Origin of the sequence: Listeria cossartiae subsp. cossartiae (assembly GCF_014224155.1) — a bacterium.
Lineage (GTDB): Bacteria > Bacillota > Bacilli > Lactobacillales > Listeriaceae > Listeria > Listeria cossartiae.
The window spans coordinates 1-18531 of the sequence record NZ_JAASUI010000004.1; the positions used below are offsets into that span (position 1 = coordinate 1).

The 18531-nt window shown below is 39.9% G+C and carries 21 protein-coding genes; 13 read left to right on the forward strand and 8 right to left on the reverse strand.

Annotated elements, in window-relative coordinates:
- Positions 1-180 precede the first annotated feature (180 nt).
- From HCJ30_RS11370 to yugI, 4 genes are all read right to left on the reverse strand, one after another.
- Complete coding sequence (locus HCJ30_RS11370; RefSeq protein WP_185392251.1) at positions 181-939, reverse strand: DeoR/GlpR family DNA-binding transcription regulator; 759 nt, start codon at positions 937-939, stop codon at positions 181-183.
- 104 nt (positions 940-1043) lie between these two features.
- Positions 1044-2396, reverse strand: a complete 1353-nt coding sequence (locus tag HCJ30_RS11375) for a glucose-6-phosphate isomerase (RefSeq protein ID WP_185392252.1) — start codon at positions 2394-2396, stop codon at positions 1044-1046.
- A 101-nt stretch (positions 2397-2497) separates the two neighbouring features.
- Positions 2498-2905 carry an NUDIX hydrolase gene (locus HCJ30_RS11380; RefSeq protein WP_185392253.1) on the reverse strand — a complete coding sequence of 136 codons (408 nt, stop codon included), beginning with the start codon at positions 2903-2905 and terminating at the stop codon, positions 2498-2500.
- 149 nt (positions 2906-3054) lie between these two features.
- The gene (gene yugI / locus HCJ30_RS11385; protein WP_185392254.1) at positions 3055-3408 is read right to left on the reverse strand and encodes a S1 domain-containing post-transcriptional regulator GSP13; all 354 of its coding nucleotides are present in this window, start codon (positions 3406-3408) and stop codon (positions 3055-3057) included.
- A 153-nt stretch (positions 3409-3561) separates the two neighbouring features.
- On the opposite strand from yugI, the gene HCJ30_RS11390 reads away from it, so the two are divergent.
- The 3 genes from HCJ30_RS11390 to HCJ30_RS11400 all read left to right on the forward strand — a co-directional run bounded on the left by HCJ30_RS11390 (position 3562) and on the right by HCJ30_RS11400 (position 6651).
- Positions 3562-4728 (forward strand): MalY/PatB family protein, encoded by a 1167-nt coding sequence (locus tag HCJ30_RS11390; RefSeq protein WP_185392255.1) that lies wholly within the window; start codon positions 3562-3564, stop codon positions 4726-4728.
- A gap of 139 nt (positions 4729-4867) precedes the next feature.
- Positions 4868-5971, forward strand: coding sequence for an ABC transporter permease (locus tag HCJ30_RS11395; protein ID WP_008948626.1), 1104 nt, complete (start codon positions 4868-4870; stop codon positions 5969-5971).
- On the forward strand, positions 5971-6651 hold the full coding sequence (locus tag HCJ30_RS11400) for an ABC transporter ATP-binding protein (protein WP_003722398.1): 681 nt from the start codon (positions 5971-5973) through the stop codon (positions 6649-6651). Before HCJ30_RS11395 ends, HCJ30_RS11400 begins: the two co-directional genes overlap by 1 nt.
- Positions 6652-6693: 42 nt before the next feature.
- Here HCJ30_RS11400 and HCJ30_RS11405 read toward each other — a convergent pair whose 3' ends face one another.
- On the reverse strand, positions 6694-7008 hold the full coding sequence (locus tag HCJ30_RS11405; protein ID WP_185392256.1) for a PTS sugar transporter subunit IIB: 315 nt from the start codon (positions 7006-7008) through the stop codon (positions 6694-6696).
- 244 nt (positions 7009-7252) lie between these two features.
- Between HCJ30_RS11405 and HCJ30_RS11410 the strand changes: the two genes are divergently transcribed.
- On the forward strand, positions 7253-8614 hold the full coding sequence (locus HCJ30_RS11410; RefSeq protein WP_185392257.1) for an aspartate kinase: 1362 nt from the start codon (positions 7253-7255) through the stop codon (positions 8612-8614).
- Between the two features lie 46 nt (positions 8615-8660).
- Here HCJ30_RS11410 and HCJ30_RS11415 read toward each other — a convergent pair whose 3' ends face one another.
- Together HCJ30_RS11415 and HCJ30_RS11420 are read right to left on the reverse strand one after the other, a co-directional pair.
- Positions 8661-9056 carry a hypothetical protein gene (locus HCJ30_RS11415; RefSeq protein WP_185392258.1) on the reverse strand — a complete coding sequence of 132 codons (396 nt, stop codon included), beginning with the start codon at positions 9054-9056 and terminating at the stop codon, positions 8661-8663.
- Between the two features lie 91 nt (positions 9057-9147).
- Positions 9148-9732, reverse strand: coding sequence for a peptidylprolyl isomerase (locus tag HCJ30_RS11420; protein ID WP_003722402.1), 585 nt, complete (start codon positions 9730-9732; stop codon positions 9148-9150).
- Between the two features lie 162 nt (positions 9733-9894).
- On the opposite strand from HCJ30_RS11420, the gene HCJ30_RS11425 reads away from it, so the two are divergent.
- The 8 genes from HCJ30_RS11425 to mnhG all read left to right on the forward strand — a co-directional run bounded on the left by HCJ30_RS11425 (position 9895) and on the right by mnhG (position 17507).
- Positions 9895-11175 (forward strand): lmo2377 family MFS transporter, encoded by a 1281-nt coding sequence (locus HCJ30_RS11425; protein ID WP_491712949.1) that lies wholly within the window; start codon positions 9895-9897, stop codon positions 11173-11175.
- 343 nt (positions 11176-11518) lie between these two features.
- Complete coding sequence (locus tag HCJ30_RS11430) at positions 11519-13927, forward strand: Na+/H+ antiporter subunit A (RefSeq protein ID WP_008948634.1); 2409 nt, start codon at positions 11519-11521, stop codon at positions 13925-13927.
- Positions 13911-14336, forward strand: coding sequence for a Na(+)/H(+) antiporter subunit B (locus HCJ30_RS11435; RefSeq protein ID WP_003769105.1), 426 nt, complete (start codon positions 13911-13913; stop codon positions 14334-14336). The genes HCJ30_RS11430 and HCJ30_RS11435 overlap by 17 nt, the downstream gene beginning before the upstream one ends.
- The gene (locus HCJ30_RS11440) at positions 14336-14683 is read left to right on the forward strand and encodes a Na(+)/H(+) antiporter subunit C (RefSeq protein ID WP_003763750.1); all 348 of its coding nucleotides are present in this window, start codon (positions 14336-14338) and stop codon (positions 14681-14683) included. Before HCJ30_RS11435 ends, HCJ30_RS11440 begins: the two co-directional genes overlap by 1 nt.
- Positions 14676-16160 carry a Na+/H+ antiporter subunit D gene (locus HCJ30_RS11445; protein ID WP_185392414.1) on the forward strand — a complete coding sequence of 495 codons (1485 nt, stop codon included), beginning with the start codon at positions 14676-14678 and terminating at the stop codon, positions 16158-16160. The genes HCJ30_RS11440 and HCJ30_RS11445 overlap by 8 nt, the downstream gene beginning before the upstream one ends.
- 6 nt (positions 16161-16166) lie before the next feature.
- On the forward strand, positions 16167-16646 hold the full coding sequence (locus tag HCJ30_RS11450; RefSeq protein ID WP_003730417.1) for a Na+/H+ antiporter subunit E: 480 nt from the start codon (positions 16167-16169) through the stop codon (positions 16644-16646).
- The gene (locus HCJ30_RS11455; protein WP_003722409.1) at positions 16643-16930 is read left to right on the forward strand and encodes a Na(+)/H(+) antiporter subunit F1; all 288 of its coding nucleotides are present in this window, start codon (positions 16643-16645) and stop codon (positions 16928-16930) included. Before HCJ30_RS11450 ends, HCJ30_RS11455 begins: the two co-directional genes overlap by 4 nt.
- Positions 16914-17507 (forward strand): monovalent cation/H(+) antiporter subunit G, encoded by a 594-nt coding sequence (mnhG, locus tag HCJ30_RS11460; protein WP_185392260.1) that lies wholly within the window; start codon positions 16914-16916, stop codon positions 17505-17507. The genes HCJ30_RS11455 and mnhG overlap by 17 nt, the downstream gene beginning before the upstream one ends.
- A 44-nt stretch (positions 17508-17551) precedes the next feature.
- Here mnhG and menI read toward each other — a convergent pair whose 3' ends face one another.
- Complete coding sequence (gene menI / locus HCJ30_RS11465) at positions 17552-17923, reverse strand: 1,4-dihydroxy-2-naphthoyl-CoA hydrolase MenI (protein ID WP_185392261.1); 372 nt, start codon at positions 17921-17923, stop codon at positions 17552-17554.
- Between the two features lie 127 nt (positions 17924-18050).
- On the opposite strand from menI, the gene HCJ30_RS11470 reads away from it, so the two are divergent.
- On the forward strand, positions 18051-18524 hold the full coding sequence (locus HCJ30_RS11470; protein WP_185392262.1) for a divergent PAP2 family protein: 474 nt from the start codon (positions 18051-18053) through the stop codon (positions 18522-18524).
- Positions 18525-18531: the final 7 nt, after the last annotated feature.

Sequence of the window (18531 nt, forward strand, 5' to 3'; positions counted from 1 at the left end):
TGTTCAGTTTTCAAAGGTCAGTTTCTTTTGCTGCGAAAGCGTTTTGTCCGCATCAGCAACGTTTATAAATATACCAATATTTTTGCCTTTCGTCAATACTTTTTACAAAGTTTTTTTAATAAAGATGAAAAAAGATTAATTTAGTGTATAAATTGGTGATTAAATAGAGCTTTTAAAACATTATGTTGTATAAATTTGCATTCCTTTTTCTTCAAACTGTTCTTGTAAGACTGGATCTATTTCTTTTCCGGTGATGATGGAGGAGATTTCGTCTAGGGCTGCGTATTTGTATAGAGAGATACGGCCGAACTTGGTATGATCTGTTACTAGGATGACTTCATCGGCTGAGTGGAGCATTTGTTGTTTGGCCGGGATTAAGTATTCGTCGTAATGCATTAGGCCTTTGTCGATGTCGAGTGCTGGTGTGGTTACGAATGCTTTGTGTACGTGAATGCTTTGCAAGGTTCCACTTGTTATCATGCCATTAAGGATGAATGTTTCTGGATAGATAACACCGCCTGTTACGATTACTTTGGACGGAGAGAAGCGCATAATGGAAGCTACGTTGATATCATTTGTTATGACGGTTAGCTTGGAACGGTCTTTTAGTGCTGTTGCGATGTGCCCGGTTGTTGTTCCGGCATCGAGGATGATTGTATCGCCATCTTTGACCATTGTGGCTGCTAGTGTGGCGATGCGTTGTTTTTCTTCGTAGCGCACTTCGCTTCGTTTCTTCCAGTTGGGTTCGGAAACTACTTTTTCTTCTATCATAACTCCGCCGTGGGTTCTTTTTAGTTTTTTGTCTTTTTCTAGTGAGGTTAAATCGCGGCGAATGGTTGCTTCGTGGACTTCAAAATGTTTAGCTAGTTCGCTAACGGTTGCTATTTTGCGACTTTTGACATACTGGACGATGGCGCGTTTTCGTTCGATAGATAGCATTTCTTGCCCTCCTTTTGTTTAACTATATGGTAACTCCAATGGAAGAAAATCGCAAACAAACAAAAAACCTTGGAGCGATTGGCCCCAAGGTTTGGAAATGAAAATTAGTCGTTTAAGCGTTTTTCTAGTTCTGCTTTTTTGTCTTCGAAGCCTGGTTTGCCTAGTAATGCAAACATGTTAGCTTTGTATGCTTCTACGCCTGGTTGGTCAAATGGATTTACGCCATTTAGGTAACCGCTGATAGCTACTGCTTTTTCAAAGAAGTATACTAGGTAACCGAAAGTATAAGCGTCTAGTTCTGGTACTTCTACAACAAAGTTTGGAACTTCGCCGTCTGTATGCGCTAGAAGTGTTCCTTCGAATGCTTTTGTATTAACGAAATCAACTGTTTCGCCTGCAAGATAATTTAAGCCATCTAAATCTACGTCTTCTTTATTGATAGTTAAGTTGTGGCGCGGTTTATCCACTTTGATAACTGTTTCAAAAAGATTACGACGTCCGTCTTGGATATATTGACCGATAGAGTGTAAATCTGTGGAGAAGTTCGCGCTGGATGGGTAAATACCTTTTTTGTCTTTACCTTCACTTTCGCCGAATAATTGTTTCCACCACTCGTTGAAGTATTGCAAGCCTGGCTCATAGCTGATTAGAAGTTCTGTTACTTTGCCTTTACGGTAAAGAACGTTACGAGCTGCTGCATATTGGTATGCAATGTTGTTTTTAAGTTCTGGTTTGTCGAAATCTTTGCTTGCTGCTGCTGCTCCGTTCATTAGAGCATCAATGTCAACGCCGCTAACTGCGATTGGAAGTAAACCTACTGCAGTTAAAACGGAGAAACGTCCGCCAACGTCATCTGGAACAACAAATGTTTCGTAGCCTTCGTTGTCAGATAGCGTTTTTAGAGCACCTTTTGCTTTATCAGTTGTAGCGTAAATGCGTTTTTTCGCGCCTTCTTCGCCATATTTTTTGATTAAAAGTTCTTTGAAAACACGGAAAGCGATTGCTGGTTCTGTTGTTGTTCCGGATTTAGAAATAACGTTAACAGAGAAGTCGCGGTCGCCAACTACTTCAATAAGGTCATGTAAGTAGGAAGAACTGATGCTATTTCCCGCAAAGAATACTTGAGGTGTTTTACGCGCACCTTTTTCAAGTACATTATAGAAGGAATGATTTAATGTTTCGATTGCAGCACGTGCTCCAAGGTAAGAACCACCGATACCGATAACGATTAATACTTCTGAATCGCTATGGATTTTTTCGGTTGCTTTTTTGATACGAGCAAATTCTTCTTTGTCGTAATCTGTTGGTAAGTTAATCCAACCTAGCGCATCGTTACCAGCACCTGTACCGTTATGTAATGAATCATGAGCTGCTTTTACTGCTGGTTCAAGATAATCAAGTTCGCGTTCTTCAAAAAAACGGAGCGCTTTGGAATAATCAAATTTAATATGTGTCATTATTTTCCCTCCAAATTTTAAAAAAGTTTCTTTACTAACTTTATATCAATCAGTGCTTTTTAGCAAGGCTTGACCTTGTGAAATTTGAGCCTTTTTGAAAATTAGGTATAGTTTTCATATAAGACGCCCTCGCTTCGGACCAGTTCGTTTAATGATAATTGGTCTACAGCTAATAGATCGTCTGCTAGCGGAATGGGTACCCACTTTACGCGAAAAGCATTGTCCTCGTTCGGAGCGAGCATTGCATCGCCAACTGGTTTTGCTCGGAAGACAAATGTACAAACGTGCTCCCATGTAGCACGCCGCTCTTTGCAATGTAAAATTGACTCTATTGCTATATCGATATTTGTCTGCTCCTTTACTTTGCTTGCGAGTGCTTCTTCCATCGTTTGATTCGTTTCCACATGCCCGCCCGGAAACGCCCAAGCTAGGTTGCGATCCCTTACCACTAGTATCTCGTCTTTCTTTTCGTTATATACAAATGCCTGCACATGAATAGATCTTTTCACGAAAATCCCCCTTTTGACTAATTTATACTATTGAATAAATAGAAAATTACTACTAACTATTCCCTTTTTCTAAAATTTTAGTCAATTAAATTTATCAGCCTAGCTATTTACCCCGAAAAAGGGCTTGATAACTCGGCTGATAAGGGGTTTTATTTATCTGCTTTTTTAATCCATTCTTCTAGTTTGTCACGTAAAGTGTTAAAACCTTCATCATTTTCGCTAGATGAAACTGGTTTCTTTTTAGCTGGTTGTTCTTTTGGTGCTTCTTCTGTCGCTCTAATAGAAAGACTGATTTTATTTTTTTCTTCGTCAATATCTAGAATTTTCACTTTGACTTCTTGTCCTACTTCTAGAAAATCATGGATATCTTTGACGAAACCATGCGTGATTTCTGAAATATGAACTAAGCCTTGTGTTGAATTATCTAGTGCTACAAATGCGCCGTAGCTTTGAATTCCTGCAATTTTGCCAGAAACTACATCTCCTACTTTGAATGTACTCATCCTCATTCCTCCTACTTTCAACCTTACAATATTTTATAAATTATAACACTTAGGCGAAACTTTAACAATTATTCTAAATCCTTCTATAGCGAGCTTTCGAGGTGCCATTCGTGCTATAATTGAGGCGAATTAATGAGAAGGAGCGTGACATATTTGAGTCAATTTGATGAAGTCATTCCGCGTATTGGAACTAATTCAGAAAAGTGGGATGGGGCAGAAGAATTATTTGGCAGAAAAGGTATTATTCCGATGTGGGTAGCGGATATGGATTTCCGTGCGCCGCAACCTGTACTTGATGCGTTTCAGCGTCAAATCGATCATGGGATTTTTGGTTATTCCACGAAGTCAGAAGCACTTGTCGAGGCTGTTATTGATTGGAACAAGGAGCAACACCAGTTTGAAATCGATCCGAGCACGTTGTTTTTTAATGGGGCGGTTGTTCCGACAATTTCGTTAGCGATTCGTTCTCTCACCAATGAAGGTGATGCGGTTCTAATGGTTTCGCCGATTTATCCGCCATTTTTCAATGTAACGAAAGCGACCGAACGAAAAGTGGTTATGTCGCCACTTTTATATGAGAACCGTCAATATCGAATGGATTTTAATGATTTGGAAAAACGGATGAAAGAAGAAAATGTGAAATTGTTCCTTCTATGTAATCCGCAAAATCCTGGTGGTCGTTGCTTCACCAAAGAAGAACTTGTGGAATTAGCGAAACTATGCGAGAAATACCAAATTCCGATTGTTTCGGATGAGATTCATGCCGATTTAGTGATGAAAAACCATAAACACGTGCCGATGATGGTTGCGGCGCCATTTTATCAAGATCAAATTATTACTTTGATGGCTGCTACGAAAACATTTAACTTGGCGGCGATTAAAGCTTCCTACTATATTATTACGAATAAAGATTACCAAGCCAAATTCGCCGCGGAGCAAAAGTACGCTACGACTAACGGGCTCAATGTTTTTGGGATTATTGGTACAGAAGCGGCATACCGTCACGGGGCGCCTTGGTTAAAAGAGTTGAAAGAATATATTTATAGCAACTATGAATATGTCAAAGCAGAACTCGAAAAAGAAGTGCCCGAAGTTGGCGTGACGGACTTAGAAGCAACTTACTTGATGTGGCTTGATTGCCGCGCCCTTCCAAAAGACGAAAAAACAATTTACAACGATTTAATCGAAGCTGGTGTCGGTGTCCAAATGGGTTCTGGTTTCGGTCATTCTGGTAAAGGGTTTGTTCGTTTCAACATCGCCTGTCCAAAAGAAACATTGGAAAAAGCCGTGAAACTTCTGATTCAAGGCTTAAAAAAATAATTTTCCTGAGAGGAACTAAGTAGCAATTACTTAGTTTCTTTCTTTAGGAAATTGAATATAGCTTTGGTATACTATTCTTTGGAAAGTGAAATAATGTGCATTTTCCGTTTACATAAATTTAAAGGAGTTGGTATAACCGATGTTTTTAGGGCTTCGTGAATTAGTTTATTCTAAGTTGCGCTATATTTTAGTAACAGGCATCATGGTCTTAATTATGTTACTATCGCTTATTTTATCTGGGCTGGCAAATGGCCTTGCTTATGATAATGCTTCATCTGTCGCAGATAACGGGGTTCCATATTATGTTCTCAGCAAAGACGCCCAAGACAAATTATCAAGATCGCAGTTCCCAGAATCTAAACTCGCTGACGTGAAAAAAGATGCGAACGTGAAGGACGCTGCGGTACTTGGACAATCGATGCAAACTTTAAAACGGGAAAGTGACAGCAAAAAGTTTAGTGTAGCACTTTTCGGTATTCAACCAGATAGCTTTCTCGCTCCAAAAATTTCCGATGGAGCTAACATACAAGTGACAAAACCTGACGAAATCGTTGTTGATTCTTCCTTAAAATCAGACGGAATCAAAATTGGCGATGTTTTAATGGATGATATTTTAAATAGAGAATTAACAGTTGTCGGCTTTACGGAAAACCAAAAGTACAGCCACGCCCCTGTTGTTTATATTAATATCGCAACTTGGCAAGAAATCAATCCTGTTTTATATCACCAAAAAATCCCGCAAACAAGCACCATTGCGATTAAAACAGACGATCCTGATAAAGGAGTAACCCTTTCGGATAAAGATTTAACGACGATCGATCATAAAGCATTTTTAAATCAAATTCCAGGTTATTCCGCGGAGCAAATGACGCTTAATATGATGATTTTCTTCTTAATCATTATTGGCGGATTTATTTTAACGGCATTCTTCTATGTAATGACGCTTCAAAAAACAACGCAATTTGGTATTTTGAAAGCACTTGGAACGAAAACAAGTTACTTAGTGAAAAGCATTATTACCCAAGTGGTGATTATTTCGATTATTAGTATTTTAATTAGTGTCGGTGTAACGCTGATTTTACCAAGCATCATGCCAGCAGCGATGCCATTTAGATTAAGTCCGATGACGATTGCACTTTATAGTGGCTTGTTCTTCCTAGTTGCCCTATTCGGCGCACTTCTATCACTTAGACGAATCGCTAAAGTAGACGCACTAGATGCTATTCGAGGAGGTGACGAATAATGGAAACTCTATTATCTTTTGAGAAAGTGTATAAAGATTACCCGTCCGGTCCTTCAATTATTCATGCACTGAAGGAAACCAATTTCGAAGCGAAAAAAGGCGAACTAATCGCGATTGTTGGTCCGAGTGGTTCTGGTAAAAGTACGCTGCTCTCACTGGCTGGAGCACTTTTAACACCAACTGGCGGAACGATTTCTATTAATGGCAAATCAGTCGGAAATCTATCTTCCAAAGAACAAACCGCGCTACGCTTAGAAGAAATCGGCTTTATTTTCCAAGCGGCTCATCTGGTTCCTTACTTACATGTCAAAGACCAAATCAGTTTTATCGGAAAAATGGCTGGGAAGAGTGCGGCGGAACTTGAAAAAGATACGGCATCGCTTCTAAGCCAACTTGGTATAAGTGATCGTGCAAATTTCTATCCAAAAGATTTATCTGGCGGTCAAAAGCAACGTGTCGCTATTGCTCGCGCGCTTATTAATCAACCTTCCGTTATTTTAGCCGATGAACCAACAGCGAGTCTTGATACTGAAAGAAGTCGTGAAGTTGTCGAGCTTATCCGTAATGAAGTTGTGCAAACTAGTCGAACTGCGATTATGGTAACACACGATGAACGTATGCTAGATTTAGTCAACCATGTGTATCGTATGGAAGACGGAATTCTTACCCAAGAAAGCTAAAAAACCTGCGTGGCTTAAATGCCACACAGGTTTTTTTACTGTTTATTTTTGGAAGCCGTTAATTAGATCTAATGCTTGGCCTAGTACTTTTTCACCGTTCATTGTACCGTATGCTGCCATGTCGATTACATCTACTGGAATTTTCCCAGCAGCTAGTTCATCAACTGTTTTTTTCTGATAACGCACTTGTGGTCCTAAAAGTACTACGTCTGCATCGTCAATTAAGTTACTTACTTCAGCAATGGAGTATGCTTCAATTTCGCAAGCTTCTCCGCGATCTTCTGCTGCTTTACGCATTTTTGTTACTAAAAGGCTTGTTGACATCCCTGCCGCACATACTAAAACAATATTTTTCATCGTAATCTTTCCTTTCAGATTAAGGCTGCTTTTTTTGTACACTCTTATTATAACTACCTTTAGCTTTTTAAACAAGTAAACTACTGGGGGCTGGAGAAAATAATTAAAAATGCGAAAAACCATTGCGATTTCACGGAAAAAGAGCGATAATAGACAATAACTTTATCCGAAAGGTCAGAAAATTTTGCATCATTCGAAAACAGCACTTTCGGAAGCTAAAAAATTCAGATCAGGAGTGTGTTGCATGAAAGTAATTAAATTTGGCGGAAGCTCTTTAGCATCGGGGATTCAATTAAATAAGGTTTTCCAACTTGTAGCGGAGGATCCTGACCGAAAAATCGTCGTTGTTTCTGCTCCAGGAAAACGATTCAAGGAAGATACCAAAGTGACCGACTTACTAATTGACTGCGCGGCAAAGGCACTGCTTGGTGAGGATACGAGCGAATTGTTTGAGGCTGTTATTGCTAGATATGCCGGGATTGCGCTTGATACGGGAATGAGCGATGTAGTTATTAAGCAAATTCGCGCGGACTTACAAGCAACCATTTCGTCTGATAAAAGCGATCCAGATAAATTTTTAGATCGTATGAAAGCTAGCGGCGAAGATAACAACGCGAAATTAATCGCGGCTTATTTTAAATTTAAAGGCTTAAATGCACATTATGTTAATCCAAAAGATGCTGGTTTATTCGTAACCGATGAACATGCAAGTGCGCAAGTTTTACCAGAGTCTTATGACCATTTATTTGCACTTCGAGAACGTGAAGGCATTATTGTTTTCCCAGGATTTTTCGGTTATACGAAAGACGGAGAAATTAGCACGTTTTCTAGAAGTGGTTCTGATATTACTGGAGCGATTGTGGCGAATGGTGCGCAAGCTGAGTTGTACGAGAACTTTACTGATGTTGATGCGGTTTACGCGGTCAATCCCGCTATCGTGAAAAATCCGAAGAAAGTACTTGAGCTTACTTACCGGGAAATGCGCGAACTTTCATATGCCGGCTTCTCTGTTTTTCATGATGAAGCTTTAATTCCGGCGTTCCATGCGGGGATTCCGGTGCATATTAAAAATACGAACAACCCTGATTCTTGTGGTACGCGTGTTGTTCATGAACGCGAAAATAGTAATGGCCCCGTTGTTGGGATCGCTAGTGATGACGGCTTTTGTAGCATTTATATTAGTAAATATTTGATGAACCGGGAAATTGGCTTCGGGCGGAAAGTGCTGCAAATTTTGGAGGATGCTGGGTTGAACTATGAGCATATGCCTTCGGGGATTGATGATTTAACGATTATTATTCGCGAAAATCAGTTTGGCGAGGATACAGAGCGGACAATTATGTCTCGTTTGAAAGAGGAATTAAATGCTGACCAAGTGATTATGCAGCATGGGATTTCACTAATTATGGTTGTTGGTGAAGCGATGCGCCATAACGTTGGGATAACTTCGCGCGCTTCGAAAGCTTTATCCGATGCGAAAGTGAATATTGAAATGATTAATCAAGGCTCTTCTGAGGTGAGCATTATGTTTGGCGTGAAGGAAGAACAGGAAAATACGGCCGTTCGCGCTTTGTATAATGAGTTCTTTTCAGAAGTATTGGTTTAAAATAAAACAAGTTTTTCATCCTGATGGCTGAGAAACTTGTTTTTTGTTATTTATCGGCTTCTCCTAGCAGATAACTTTTGCTTATTACGTCAATAATATGATCGTAAGTGCTGATACGGTAATGGGTGAAGTCTTGGCTGTTGTAATCAGTTCTTATTTTTACTCGTTCGTTTATTAAATCGGAATCCTCAACTATTTCGAAATTGCTTTGGCTGGTTAACCAACTTGAACTCCATTTGCTTTTTTCGTAGGTATCGAGTTCGGTTGATGAGTAGAAAATGAGGCCTTTAAAAATCATCTTTAGGAAGCTGCTTTCTTCTTCGAGATCAATTTCTATGGTTAATGTGAGTTGGTCAGGGGTTTGGTGCAAACTTGTGAGCCATGTTTTGTCTCGGCCGTAGATTAGTTGGTTGTTGATTTTTATTGGGTGGGATGTTTCCATTTGATTCAAGTCCCCTATCTGTAATCATTTTTAGTTAATTATCCCTTAGAAAAGAGCACTTTCCTATTGTAGAAAAAGTGCTCTTCATTCATTACTTAATATTAATCTTCTCAATCACAACATCATTCACTGGTTTGTCTTGCATGCCAGTTGGTAGGTTGGCGATTTCGTCTACTACGTCCATGCCTTCGATTACGTGGCCGAAAACTGTATGGCGTCCGTCTAACCACGGGGTTCCGCCTTGTTTGTAAGCTTCGATAACTTCTACTGGGAAGCCAGCTTGTTCCATTTGGCCAAGCATGTCAGCGGGCATATCTGGTTTTTGAACGATGAAGAATTGGCTGCCGTTTGTGTTTGGGCCAGCGTTTGCCATGGATAGAGCTCCGCGTAAGTTGAAAGCTTCTGTAGAGAATTCATCTTCAAAAGATTCGCCCCAAATACTTTCGCCACCAGTACCGCGGCCGTCTGGGTCGCCACCTTGGATCATGAATTCAGGGATGACACGGTGGAAAATAAGGCCATCATAGTAGCCGTTTTTGGAATGCGTTACAAAGTTTTCTACTGTTTTTGGAGCAATTTCAGGGAACAATTTGATGCGGATAGTTCCGCGATTTGTAATCATTTCTGCTTCGATTTCGTTAGGTGCCACTTCTTTTGATAATTGTGGGTAAGTCATATTGTAAAAACTCCTTCTTTTGTTTTAATTTATTGTTTACTAACGTAGCCAAATAATAAGCAAATTAACAACGACAGCAATCAGATACAGTACTAGTATAACAGCTGAAACCCAAATGACAATTTTTTTAACCAAAAATGCACATCCTTCACTTTATTTTTCATTCGCTACCTTTTATTCTATAATGAAAAGGACAGTTTTAACAATAATACGAATAGAGATGATTCTTTTATGACAACTCGAACACGGAATTTGTACATCTTAATGCTGGCAAACTTGTTGATGTCAGCCAGCATGACAATGATTATGCCGTTTTTATCTCTCTACATCGAAACATTTGGCGATTACAGCAATGCGTATGTGCAAAGATGGGCCGGTTATATTTTTGGCGTAACATTTTTAATTGCCTTTATCTTTTCGCCGATTTGGGGGCGGATTGGTGATAAGCATGGGTATAAAGGGATTTTGATACTGACTTCGGTCGGTTTGTCGGTTTGTATTTTTTTGATGGGATTTGCGCATTCTGTCACTTACTTGCTGATTTTGCGGATTTTCATGGGAGTTGTAACTGGTTTTATTGGTGTGAGTAATGCCTTTATTGCGCGCCAAACGCCTCGGAATGAAGCTGGGAAAATTCTCGGTACGCTTCAACTTGGTGGTGTGACTGGTATGCTTTTCGGTCCGTTGATTGGTGGCGCGATGGCGGATTTATTCGGTTTTAAGGATACATTTACGATTACGGGGATTGCGATGATGGTCGCGGCTTTGATTGTCGCTTTTGGTGTCAAAGAAATTCGGACTGAGGAGCAAAAAGAAGCGGCCAAAGTGGTCTATTCTCGTCGTGCGGTATTGAAACAAATTTTCACGCTGCGAGTTCTGTTTACGGTCATGGTCATTACTGCGTTGATTCAAATTGCGAACTTTAGTGTTCAGCCACTGCTTGCGCTTTATGTAGGAGATATGACAAAATCGGATAATATTGCGTTCTTGTCGGGGCTGGCTTTTTCCGCAACTGGATTTGGTAATTTAGTGATGACGCGGAAATGGGGGCAGCTCGGCGACAAATATGGGTATGAGAAAATACTGAATATCTTGTTGATTATGGCGGCAGTTTTTGTCATTCCGCAAGCTTTCGCGACCAATCTTTGGGTATTTATCTTCTTCCGCTTTTTATTCGGGATTGCGATTGGTGGGATGGTGCCTTGTACGACGGCGTATATCCGGCTTGCCGCTCCTGGAGTTATGCAAGGTGAGATGCTAGGTTACAATCAAAGTGCTCGTTTTCTAGGCAATGTGATTGGACCGATTCTTGGTGGGACGCTCGCTGGTTTCACAGGAATCCCGAGCGTGTTCTTATTTATGAGTTTTATGTTTCTTGTGGCGTTTTTCATTTTGCTTTATGCGCTTCGTTCCGACCGAAAACGGCATGTGAACGTCGATTAAACTTTCTCAAACCTGAGATTTTTCTTGGGTTTGTTTTTTTGTTCTTCCTATTTAACTGTTTTTTAAATTTGCGTAAATTGATTTATAAAGTTAAGTTTCCTGCCTTTTTTTCAGATAAAAAAGTATGTTATAATAAAAAATATAAAAGTACGGCGTTTATTTGGGTACTCGTGAATAGTAAGGTTGTTGAAATTTGATGAGTTAGCCTGATTTTCTAGAATTTTAGTTATGGCTATGTTTCATTAAATGTAAGTACTTGCTTAAAAAATAATGGTTTCCTGTTTTTATTTTCACATTTCCAGGATGAGTTTCCGTATAAAAATTCTTCGAGGAGGAGCCGATTTTGTCATTTCTTCATCTAGCAATTGTTCTGCCATTTATTGTGGCGCTGCTAATTCCACTTTTTTACCGGTGGACGAAACAAGTTCATACTGGCTGGTTAGTACTTCCAATTCCAGTGATTTTGTTTATTTACTTCTTAACATTTATTCCAAAAACGATGGACGGGGCTACGATTGTTTCCATGCCTTGGATTCCGCGACTTGGGATTAATTTTACAGTAGTAGTAGATGGGCTTAGTTTGCTGTTTGCGCTACTTATTACTGGGATTGGTTCGCTCGTTACCTTCTACTCTATTTATTATTTAGGGAAAAAGAAAGAACGACTTAGCAATTTCTATACATTTTTATTTATTTTTATGACGGCAATGCTTGGGGTTGTCTTGAGTGATAACTTGATTGTGCTGTATCTGTTCTGGGAGCTAACTTCGATTAGTTCGTTCTTATTGATTGGGTATTGGTATCATCGTGAGCGTTCGCGTTACGGGGCTCGTAAGTCAATGATGATTACGGTTTTCGGCGGATTAATGATGCTTGGCGGATTTATTTTGCTGCATATTATGAGCGATTCATTTTCTATCCGGGCGATTATTCGTGATGCGGATGTGATTAGTAATAATAGCTTATTCATTCCCGCGATGATTCTTGTCTTGCTCGGCGCATTTACGAAATCTGCGCAAGTTCCGTTTCATATTTGGCTGCCGGATGCGATGGAAGCACCTACTCCGGTTAGTGCCTATCTTCACTCGGCTACGATGGTTAAAGCTGGGATTTATATTGTGGCTCGGTTTACGCCACTGTTCGCGAGTTCGGGTGTCTGGTTTTGGACGGTTTCACTCGTTGGGATTACGACCCTTTTCTGGGGTTCACTTAATGCCACGAAGAAAAATGATTTAAAAGCGATTTTGGCTTATTCCACGATTAGTCAGCTCGGCCTCATCATGGCGCTTCTTGGTGTCGGGGCTGCCTCGCTTCACTTTGATACGCTCAGTGATGATATTTATGTGATGGCGATTGTCGCGGCTGTGTTCCATCTATTTAATCACGCAACATTTAAAGGTAGCTTGTTTATGATGGTTGGGATTGTCGATCACGAAACTGGCACGCGGGATATTAGACGGCTTGGTGGTTTAATGCGAATTATGCCAATTACGGCGACGATTGCGTTTATCGGAACGTTCGCGATGGCTGGGATTCCACCTTTTAATGGCTTTTTAAGTAAAGAAATGTTTTTTGAAAGCATGGTAAATATTACGCAATTGCAATTGTTTGATGCAAGTACTTGGGGCGTTCTGCTCCCAGTTGTCGCATGGGTTGCCAGCGTGTTTACGTTTGTTTATAGCATGATTATTTTCTTCAAAACGTTTACTGGAAAAGTGAAACCTTACTTATTACCGAAAAAACCACATGAAGCACCATTCGGACTGCTTTTACCACCGATTATTTTATCGATTTTCGTGGTTGGGATTGGTCTTTTCCCTAATTTAATTGCAGAGCCGATTTTGGAACCTGCTGTAAGAGCGATTGTTCCTGGACTCTCAACTGATTTTTCGATTCATATTAGTTTATGGCACGGATTTACGCCAGCCTTATTAATGACGTTTGGCGTTGTGGCAGTTGGAATTGTCTTGTTCCTTACACATAAATACTGGAAACCTTGGATTACAACCCGTGTTCCAAAAGCACTGCGAATTGGGAAAACGTATGATAATGGGATGTATTATTTGGAACAAGGTTCGTACCGAATGACAATGTTTATTATGACTGGTTGGCTCCGGACTTACTTGAATTATATGTTATCAGCCTTTATTTTGATGATGGCTTCGGTCATGATTTTCACGCAGGCACTTGATTTCAATTTTTCGAGTATGACGAAAGTGACGGTTGTTGATTTTGTTTTAGCGGCAGTAATTTTAGTGACGTTGGTTGGGATTGTCTTTTCCAAGTCGCGAATTACTTCGATTATTTTACTTGGAGCAATGGGATATACAATTAGTATTTTCTTCGTTATCTCTAGAGCGCCTGACCTTGCTTTGACGCAACTTATTATTGAAACTATTTCCGTTGTGCTTTATCTACTTGTGTTTTATCACCTTCCTCAGTTTAGTAATATTGAGGAAAAGCCGAAATGGTTATCAATGAAGACATTTTTGAGTATCGGGGTTGGTGTGATTATCACGCTCGTTTCCCTTTCAGCGTATAATACGACATTTTATGATTCGATTTCGAAATACTATGTGGATAATGCGTACGTGGAAGCAGCGGGACGAAATATTGTTAATGTTATCTTAGTGGATTTCCGTGGCTTTGATACGATGTTCGAAACGGCTGTACTTTCGATTGCGGCGATTGGAATATACGCGATGATTAAATTACGACTGACGAAACGAGGTGAGAATGATGAAAACGAATGACGTTCTACTGAGAAATGTAACGAAAGTAGTAGCTTTCATTATTTTCTTATTCTCGCTCCATTTATTCTTTGCAGGACATTATAATCCTGGCGGCGGGTTTGTGGCTGGACTTACAACGGCTGGCGCAATTACATTAACACTACTTGCTTATGATACAAAAACAGTTGCTAGTATGCTTAATATCAATACGATTATGCTTACTGGAGTTGGGCTTGTATTCGCCCTCGGTACTGGGATGATTGGGATTTTTACGGGCGACCCTTTCTTAACGCATAAATTTGGTCATGTTGATTTGCCCATTTTAGGAGATACTGCGTTACACACGGCGACTTTGTTTGATCTTGGGGTTTACTTAGTTGTTGTCGGTGTAACACTTACGATAATTCAAACGATTGGGGAGAGTGACTGATGGAACTATTAATGTCTATATTAATCGGCTTGATTTTTGCCGCTGCGGTTTACTTAATTCTCTCTAAAAGTTTGCTACGGATTATTATTGGAACGGCTGTCCTAAGTCACGGTGTCAATTTGCTTGTACTTACGATGGGCGGTTTGAAAAAAGGGCGTGTGCCGATTCTTGGTACGCCGGGGTCAGGAACATACAATGACCCCCTTCCACAAGCACTTATTTTGACTGCGATTGTTATAAGCTTTGGTGTAACTGCCTTTTTCCTTGTTCTTGCTTATAGAGCGTATCAGGAGCTTGATAGCGAGAGTGTATCCAAGACGAGAGGACATGAAGCCGATGATGAATAATATAATTTTAATGCCGATATTGATACCTTTCCTTGGAGCAATTACGTTAATGCTACTGCCAAAACGAGTCATCGTTCAACGGGTATTCGCCCTTATTTTTAGTGGCATCTTGGTTGTGGCAAACCTCTTCCTTGTGTTTTATATTCGCGAAAATGGAATTACGACCTTGAATATTGGTAACTGGGCAGCTCCTTTTGGGATTACGATGGTTGGTGATATGCTAGCTGTCTTGCTTACAGCTACAACGAGTATTGTTTTATTCTGCGTGATTCTTTATTCTTTTTATACGATTGGGAAACCGCGGGAGAAATTTCTTTATTATCCAGCGATTCTCTTTATGATCGTTGGGGTAAATGGTTCGTTTTTAACTGGTGATATTTTTAATATGTTTGTGTTCTTTGAAGTTATGCTGATGGCGTCTTATGTGTTACTTGTCATTGGTGGGACACAGATTCAACTTAAAGCAACGATTAAATATTTGCTGATTAATGTTGTTGGTTCCGGATTTTTCGTTGTGGCGATTGCGCTACTTTATTCGATGATTGGAACGCTTAACATGGCAGATATTTCGCAAAAAATTACGGACTTAAATGGCGCGAATACTGGAATGATAAGCGTTGTCGCGGTTCTGTTCTTGTTTGTATTCGGACTGAAAGCAGGATTATTCCCGCTTTACTTCTGGCTTCCAGGGTCTTACTTTGCTCCGCCGATTCCGGTGCTTGCTTTGTTCGGTGGACTTCTGACAAAAGTTGGGGTTTACGCGATTATTCGGACATATACGCTATTCTTTAGTTCACTGACTGACTTTGTTGTTCCGCTGCTTGGGATTCTCGCGATAGTGACGATTATACTTGGTGTTATTGGGGCAATTAGTTATTATGATATGAAAACAATCGTGATTTACAATATTATGATTGCGATTGGTGTTATTTTATTCAGTGTTTCGATCATGACACGCGAATCGATGACTGGTGCTGTGTTTTACTTAATTCACGATATGATTATCAAAGCCGCCCTCTTCCTTATTGTTGGGATTGTGATGGCGATTACGGGATACTCTAGCGTGAAAAAATTCAGCGGATTGATGAGCGTGAAGCCTTCGCTCGGTTGGATTTTCTTCATTGCTACTCTTGGTCTTGCAGGAATTCCACCACTTAGCGGATTTATCGGAAAACTGCTGATTGTTGAAGGAGCTTTCTCAGCTGGTCAAATGGTCGGCGGAATCATCATTTTACTATCCAGTTTATTCGTCCTTATGTCTTTAATCAAAGTCTTTACAAAAGGCTTTTGGGGCGAGAAAAAAGGCGTATTCAATTTACAAATTCCGTATAAAAAAATGCTTGTGCCGGTAGTTATTCTACTTGCGATTTCAATTGGTTATGGTGTGTTCAGTAATGCAATTTATCCGTTTATTGAACAGGCGGTTGACCCACTTGTTGACCCTTCTGTTTATATCCATGCGGTGATAAAGGAGTGATAAAAGATGGCTTTTCAACTTATTCTTAATATAATACTTGCTTGTTTGTGGATGTTTTTGGAGTCATCGTTTAGTTTTGCAACATTTATCATCGGCTTTATCATCGGGATATTCTTGCTATTCTTTATGCGACGTTTCCTCGGGTCGAGATTTTATCTTTTCCGGTTATTTGCCCTTATCAAACTGGTTTTCCGCTTTTTACATGATTTAATTGTTTCTACGGTTCATGTAAGTCGGATTGTTTTAAAGAAAGATATGAACATTCGACCGGGGATTTTCAGATATGATACGACGCTTGAGACGGACTGGGAAGTGACAATGCTCGCTTTACTGATTACATTAACGCCCGGAACGCTTTCGATTGATATTTCGGATGATTATAAAGCAATCTATGTTCATTCGCTCCACGTTCCAAATATCGAAGAAGAAATTGCGACGATTCGTAAGTCTTATGAAGGCGCGATTATGGAGGTGTTCCACGGATGATTATTCAAATCGCTTTATCCATTGGTTTACTTCTCTATTCGATTTCAACTTTCTTATATCTTTACCGAATTTTAAAAGGACCAACTACTTCTGACAAAGTGGTAGCGCTAGATTCTATCGGGATGAACTTGGTGGCAATTGTTGCCCTACTTTCGATGTTTTATGATACACATGCCTTTTTGGATGTTATTTTGCTTATTGCGCTTCTGGCGTTTATTGGAACGGTTTCCTTTGCCAAATTTATTGAGAAAGGAAAGGTGATTGATCGTGAACGTGATAATTGAGATTATTATTTCTGTGATGATTTTAATCGGCGGTTTGCTTAGTATTCTTGCGGCAATTGGTGTTATTCGCTTGCCTGACGTATACACTAGAACGCATGCTGCCGGAATTAGTAATACATTTGGCGTTAGCTTGCTTCTATTTGCGACGGTTGGTTACTTTTTCCACTCAGGTGAAGGTTTTAATGCGCGAGTACTTCTGGCGGTATTGTTTATTTTCTTAACAACGCCAGTAGCTTCTCACCTAATTAACCGGGCTGCTTATGATACCGGGGTTCCACTAGCGATTCGAATTCGTGACCAATTGCGTTCAGTGAAAAAAGACGATATCAAGAAAAAGAAAAGTCTTATTATTCGCCAAGAACAAATTGAAAAAGCGCGTCAAGAGCGTGAAGAATTGGAAGAGCGAATGGAATGGGAACGACGCGAAGAAAAAATTGATGAGCGTGAAGATCAAGAAGAACAAGAACGTGAACGCGAGGAACAAACAATTGAAGAACAGTCTGATGATTCCGAGCATGAAATCATCGAACAGGATGAAAGTGAAACAGAATCAGACGACGATAAAACAGAGAAATAAAAGAAGCATGGCGCGAGTTGATATTTTAAACTCTGCCATGCTTTTTATTTTCGTTTCTTTTTCACTGCAATCGTACATCTGCTAATACAGATTAATTTATCGTTTTCATCGGTAATGTTGATTTCCCATACTTGGGTACTTTTGCCAAGGTGAATGGCTTCTGCGGTTGCGGTTATGAGTCCCGCTTGCTTCGACGCTAGGTGGTTGGCGTTAATTTCTAAGCCAAAGACAATTTCATCAGGAGCAATTGAATTTGCAGCACCAATACTTGCGGCATGTTCTGCTAACGCAACGGAAACTCCACCGTGCAAATAGCCAAATGGTTGATGGACTTTTTCTGTTATTTCTAATTGGATGACCGCTTTTCCTTTTTCTACTGAAACAATTTCTATACCAATAGTTTCTTGAAATCCCATAAGTTCCCTTCTTCCTGAATTTGATTTATACTTTATTATATAAGAGTTATTGGAAAAACTCTAGAAAAGGTTTTTAACAATCTCATTGTGGTAAAATAAGAGTAGACTTTTTGACAGGGGAGATTTGATGTCGATATTTACGAATACACCATTAATTGCATCTATTATTGCGATAGTTTTTGCCCAGGTGGTAAAAGTTCCGATCCATATTTTAGTTTATCGGAAATTCAATGTCGGGCTAATGTTTTCCACTGGTGGCATGCCTAGTTCTCACTCGGCTGCTGTAACTGCTTTAATGACTACTCTCGCAATTGAATACGGACTGGATTCGCCTTATTTCGCGATTGCTGTTGTATTCGGGATTATTGTGATGTTTGATGCGACTGGCGTTAGAAGACAAGCCGGCGAACAAGCGGTTGTTTTAAACAAATTAGTAACGGATTTCCAAGAGTTCGTGGAACATGCCAAAGGACTTGCGGCACCTGAACAAGAAGAAAAAACGAAGCATTTAAAAGAATTACTTGGTCATAAACCGATGGAAGTTTTCTTCGGGGCAGTGACCGGGATTGTGATTGGCTTTATTTTAGAAATATTTATGTAAATGAAAA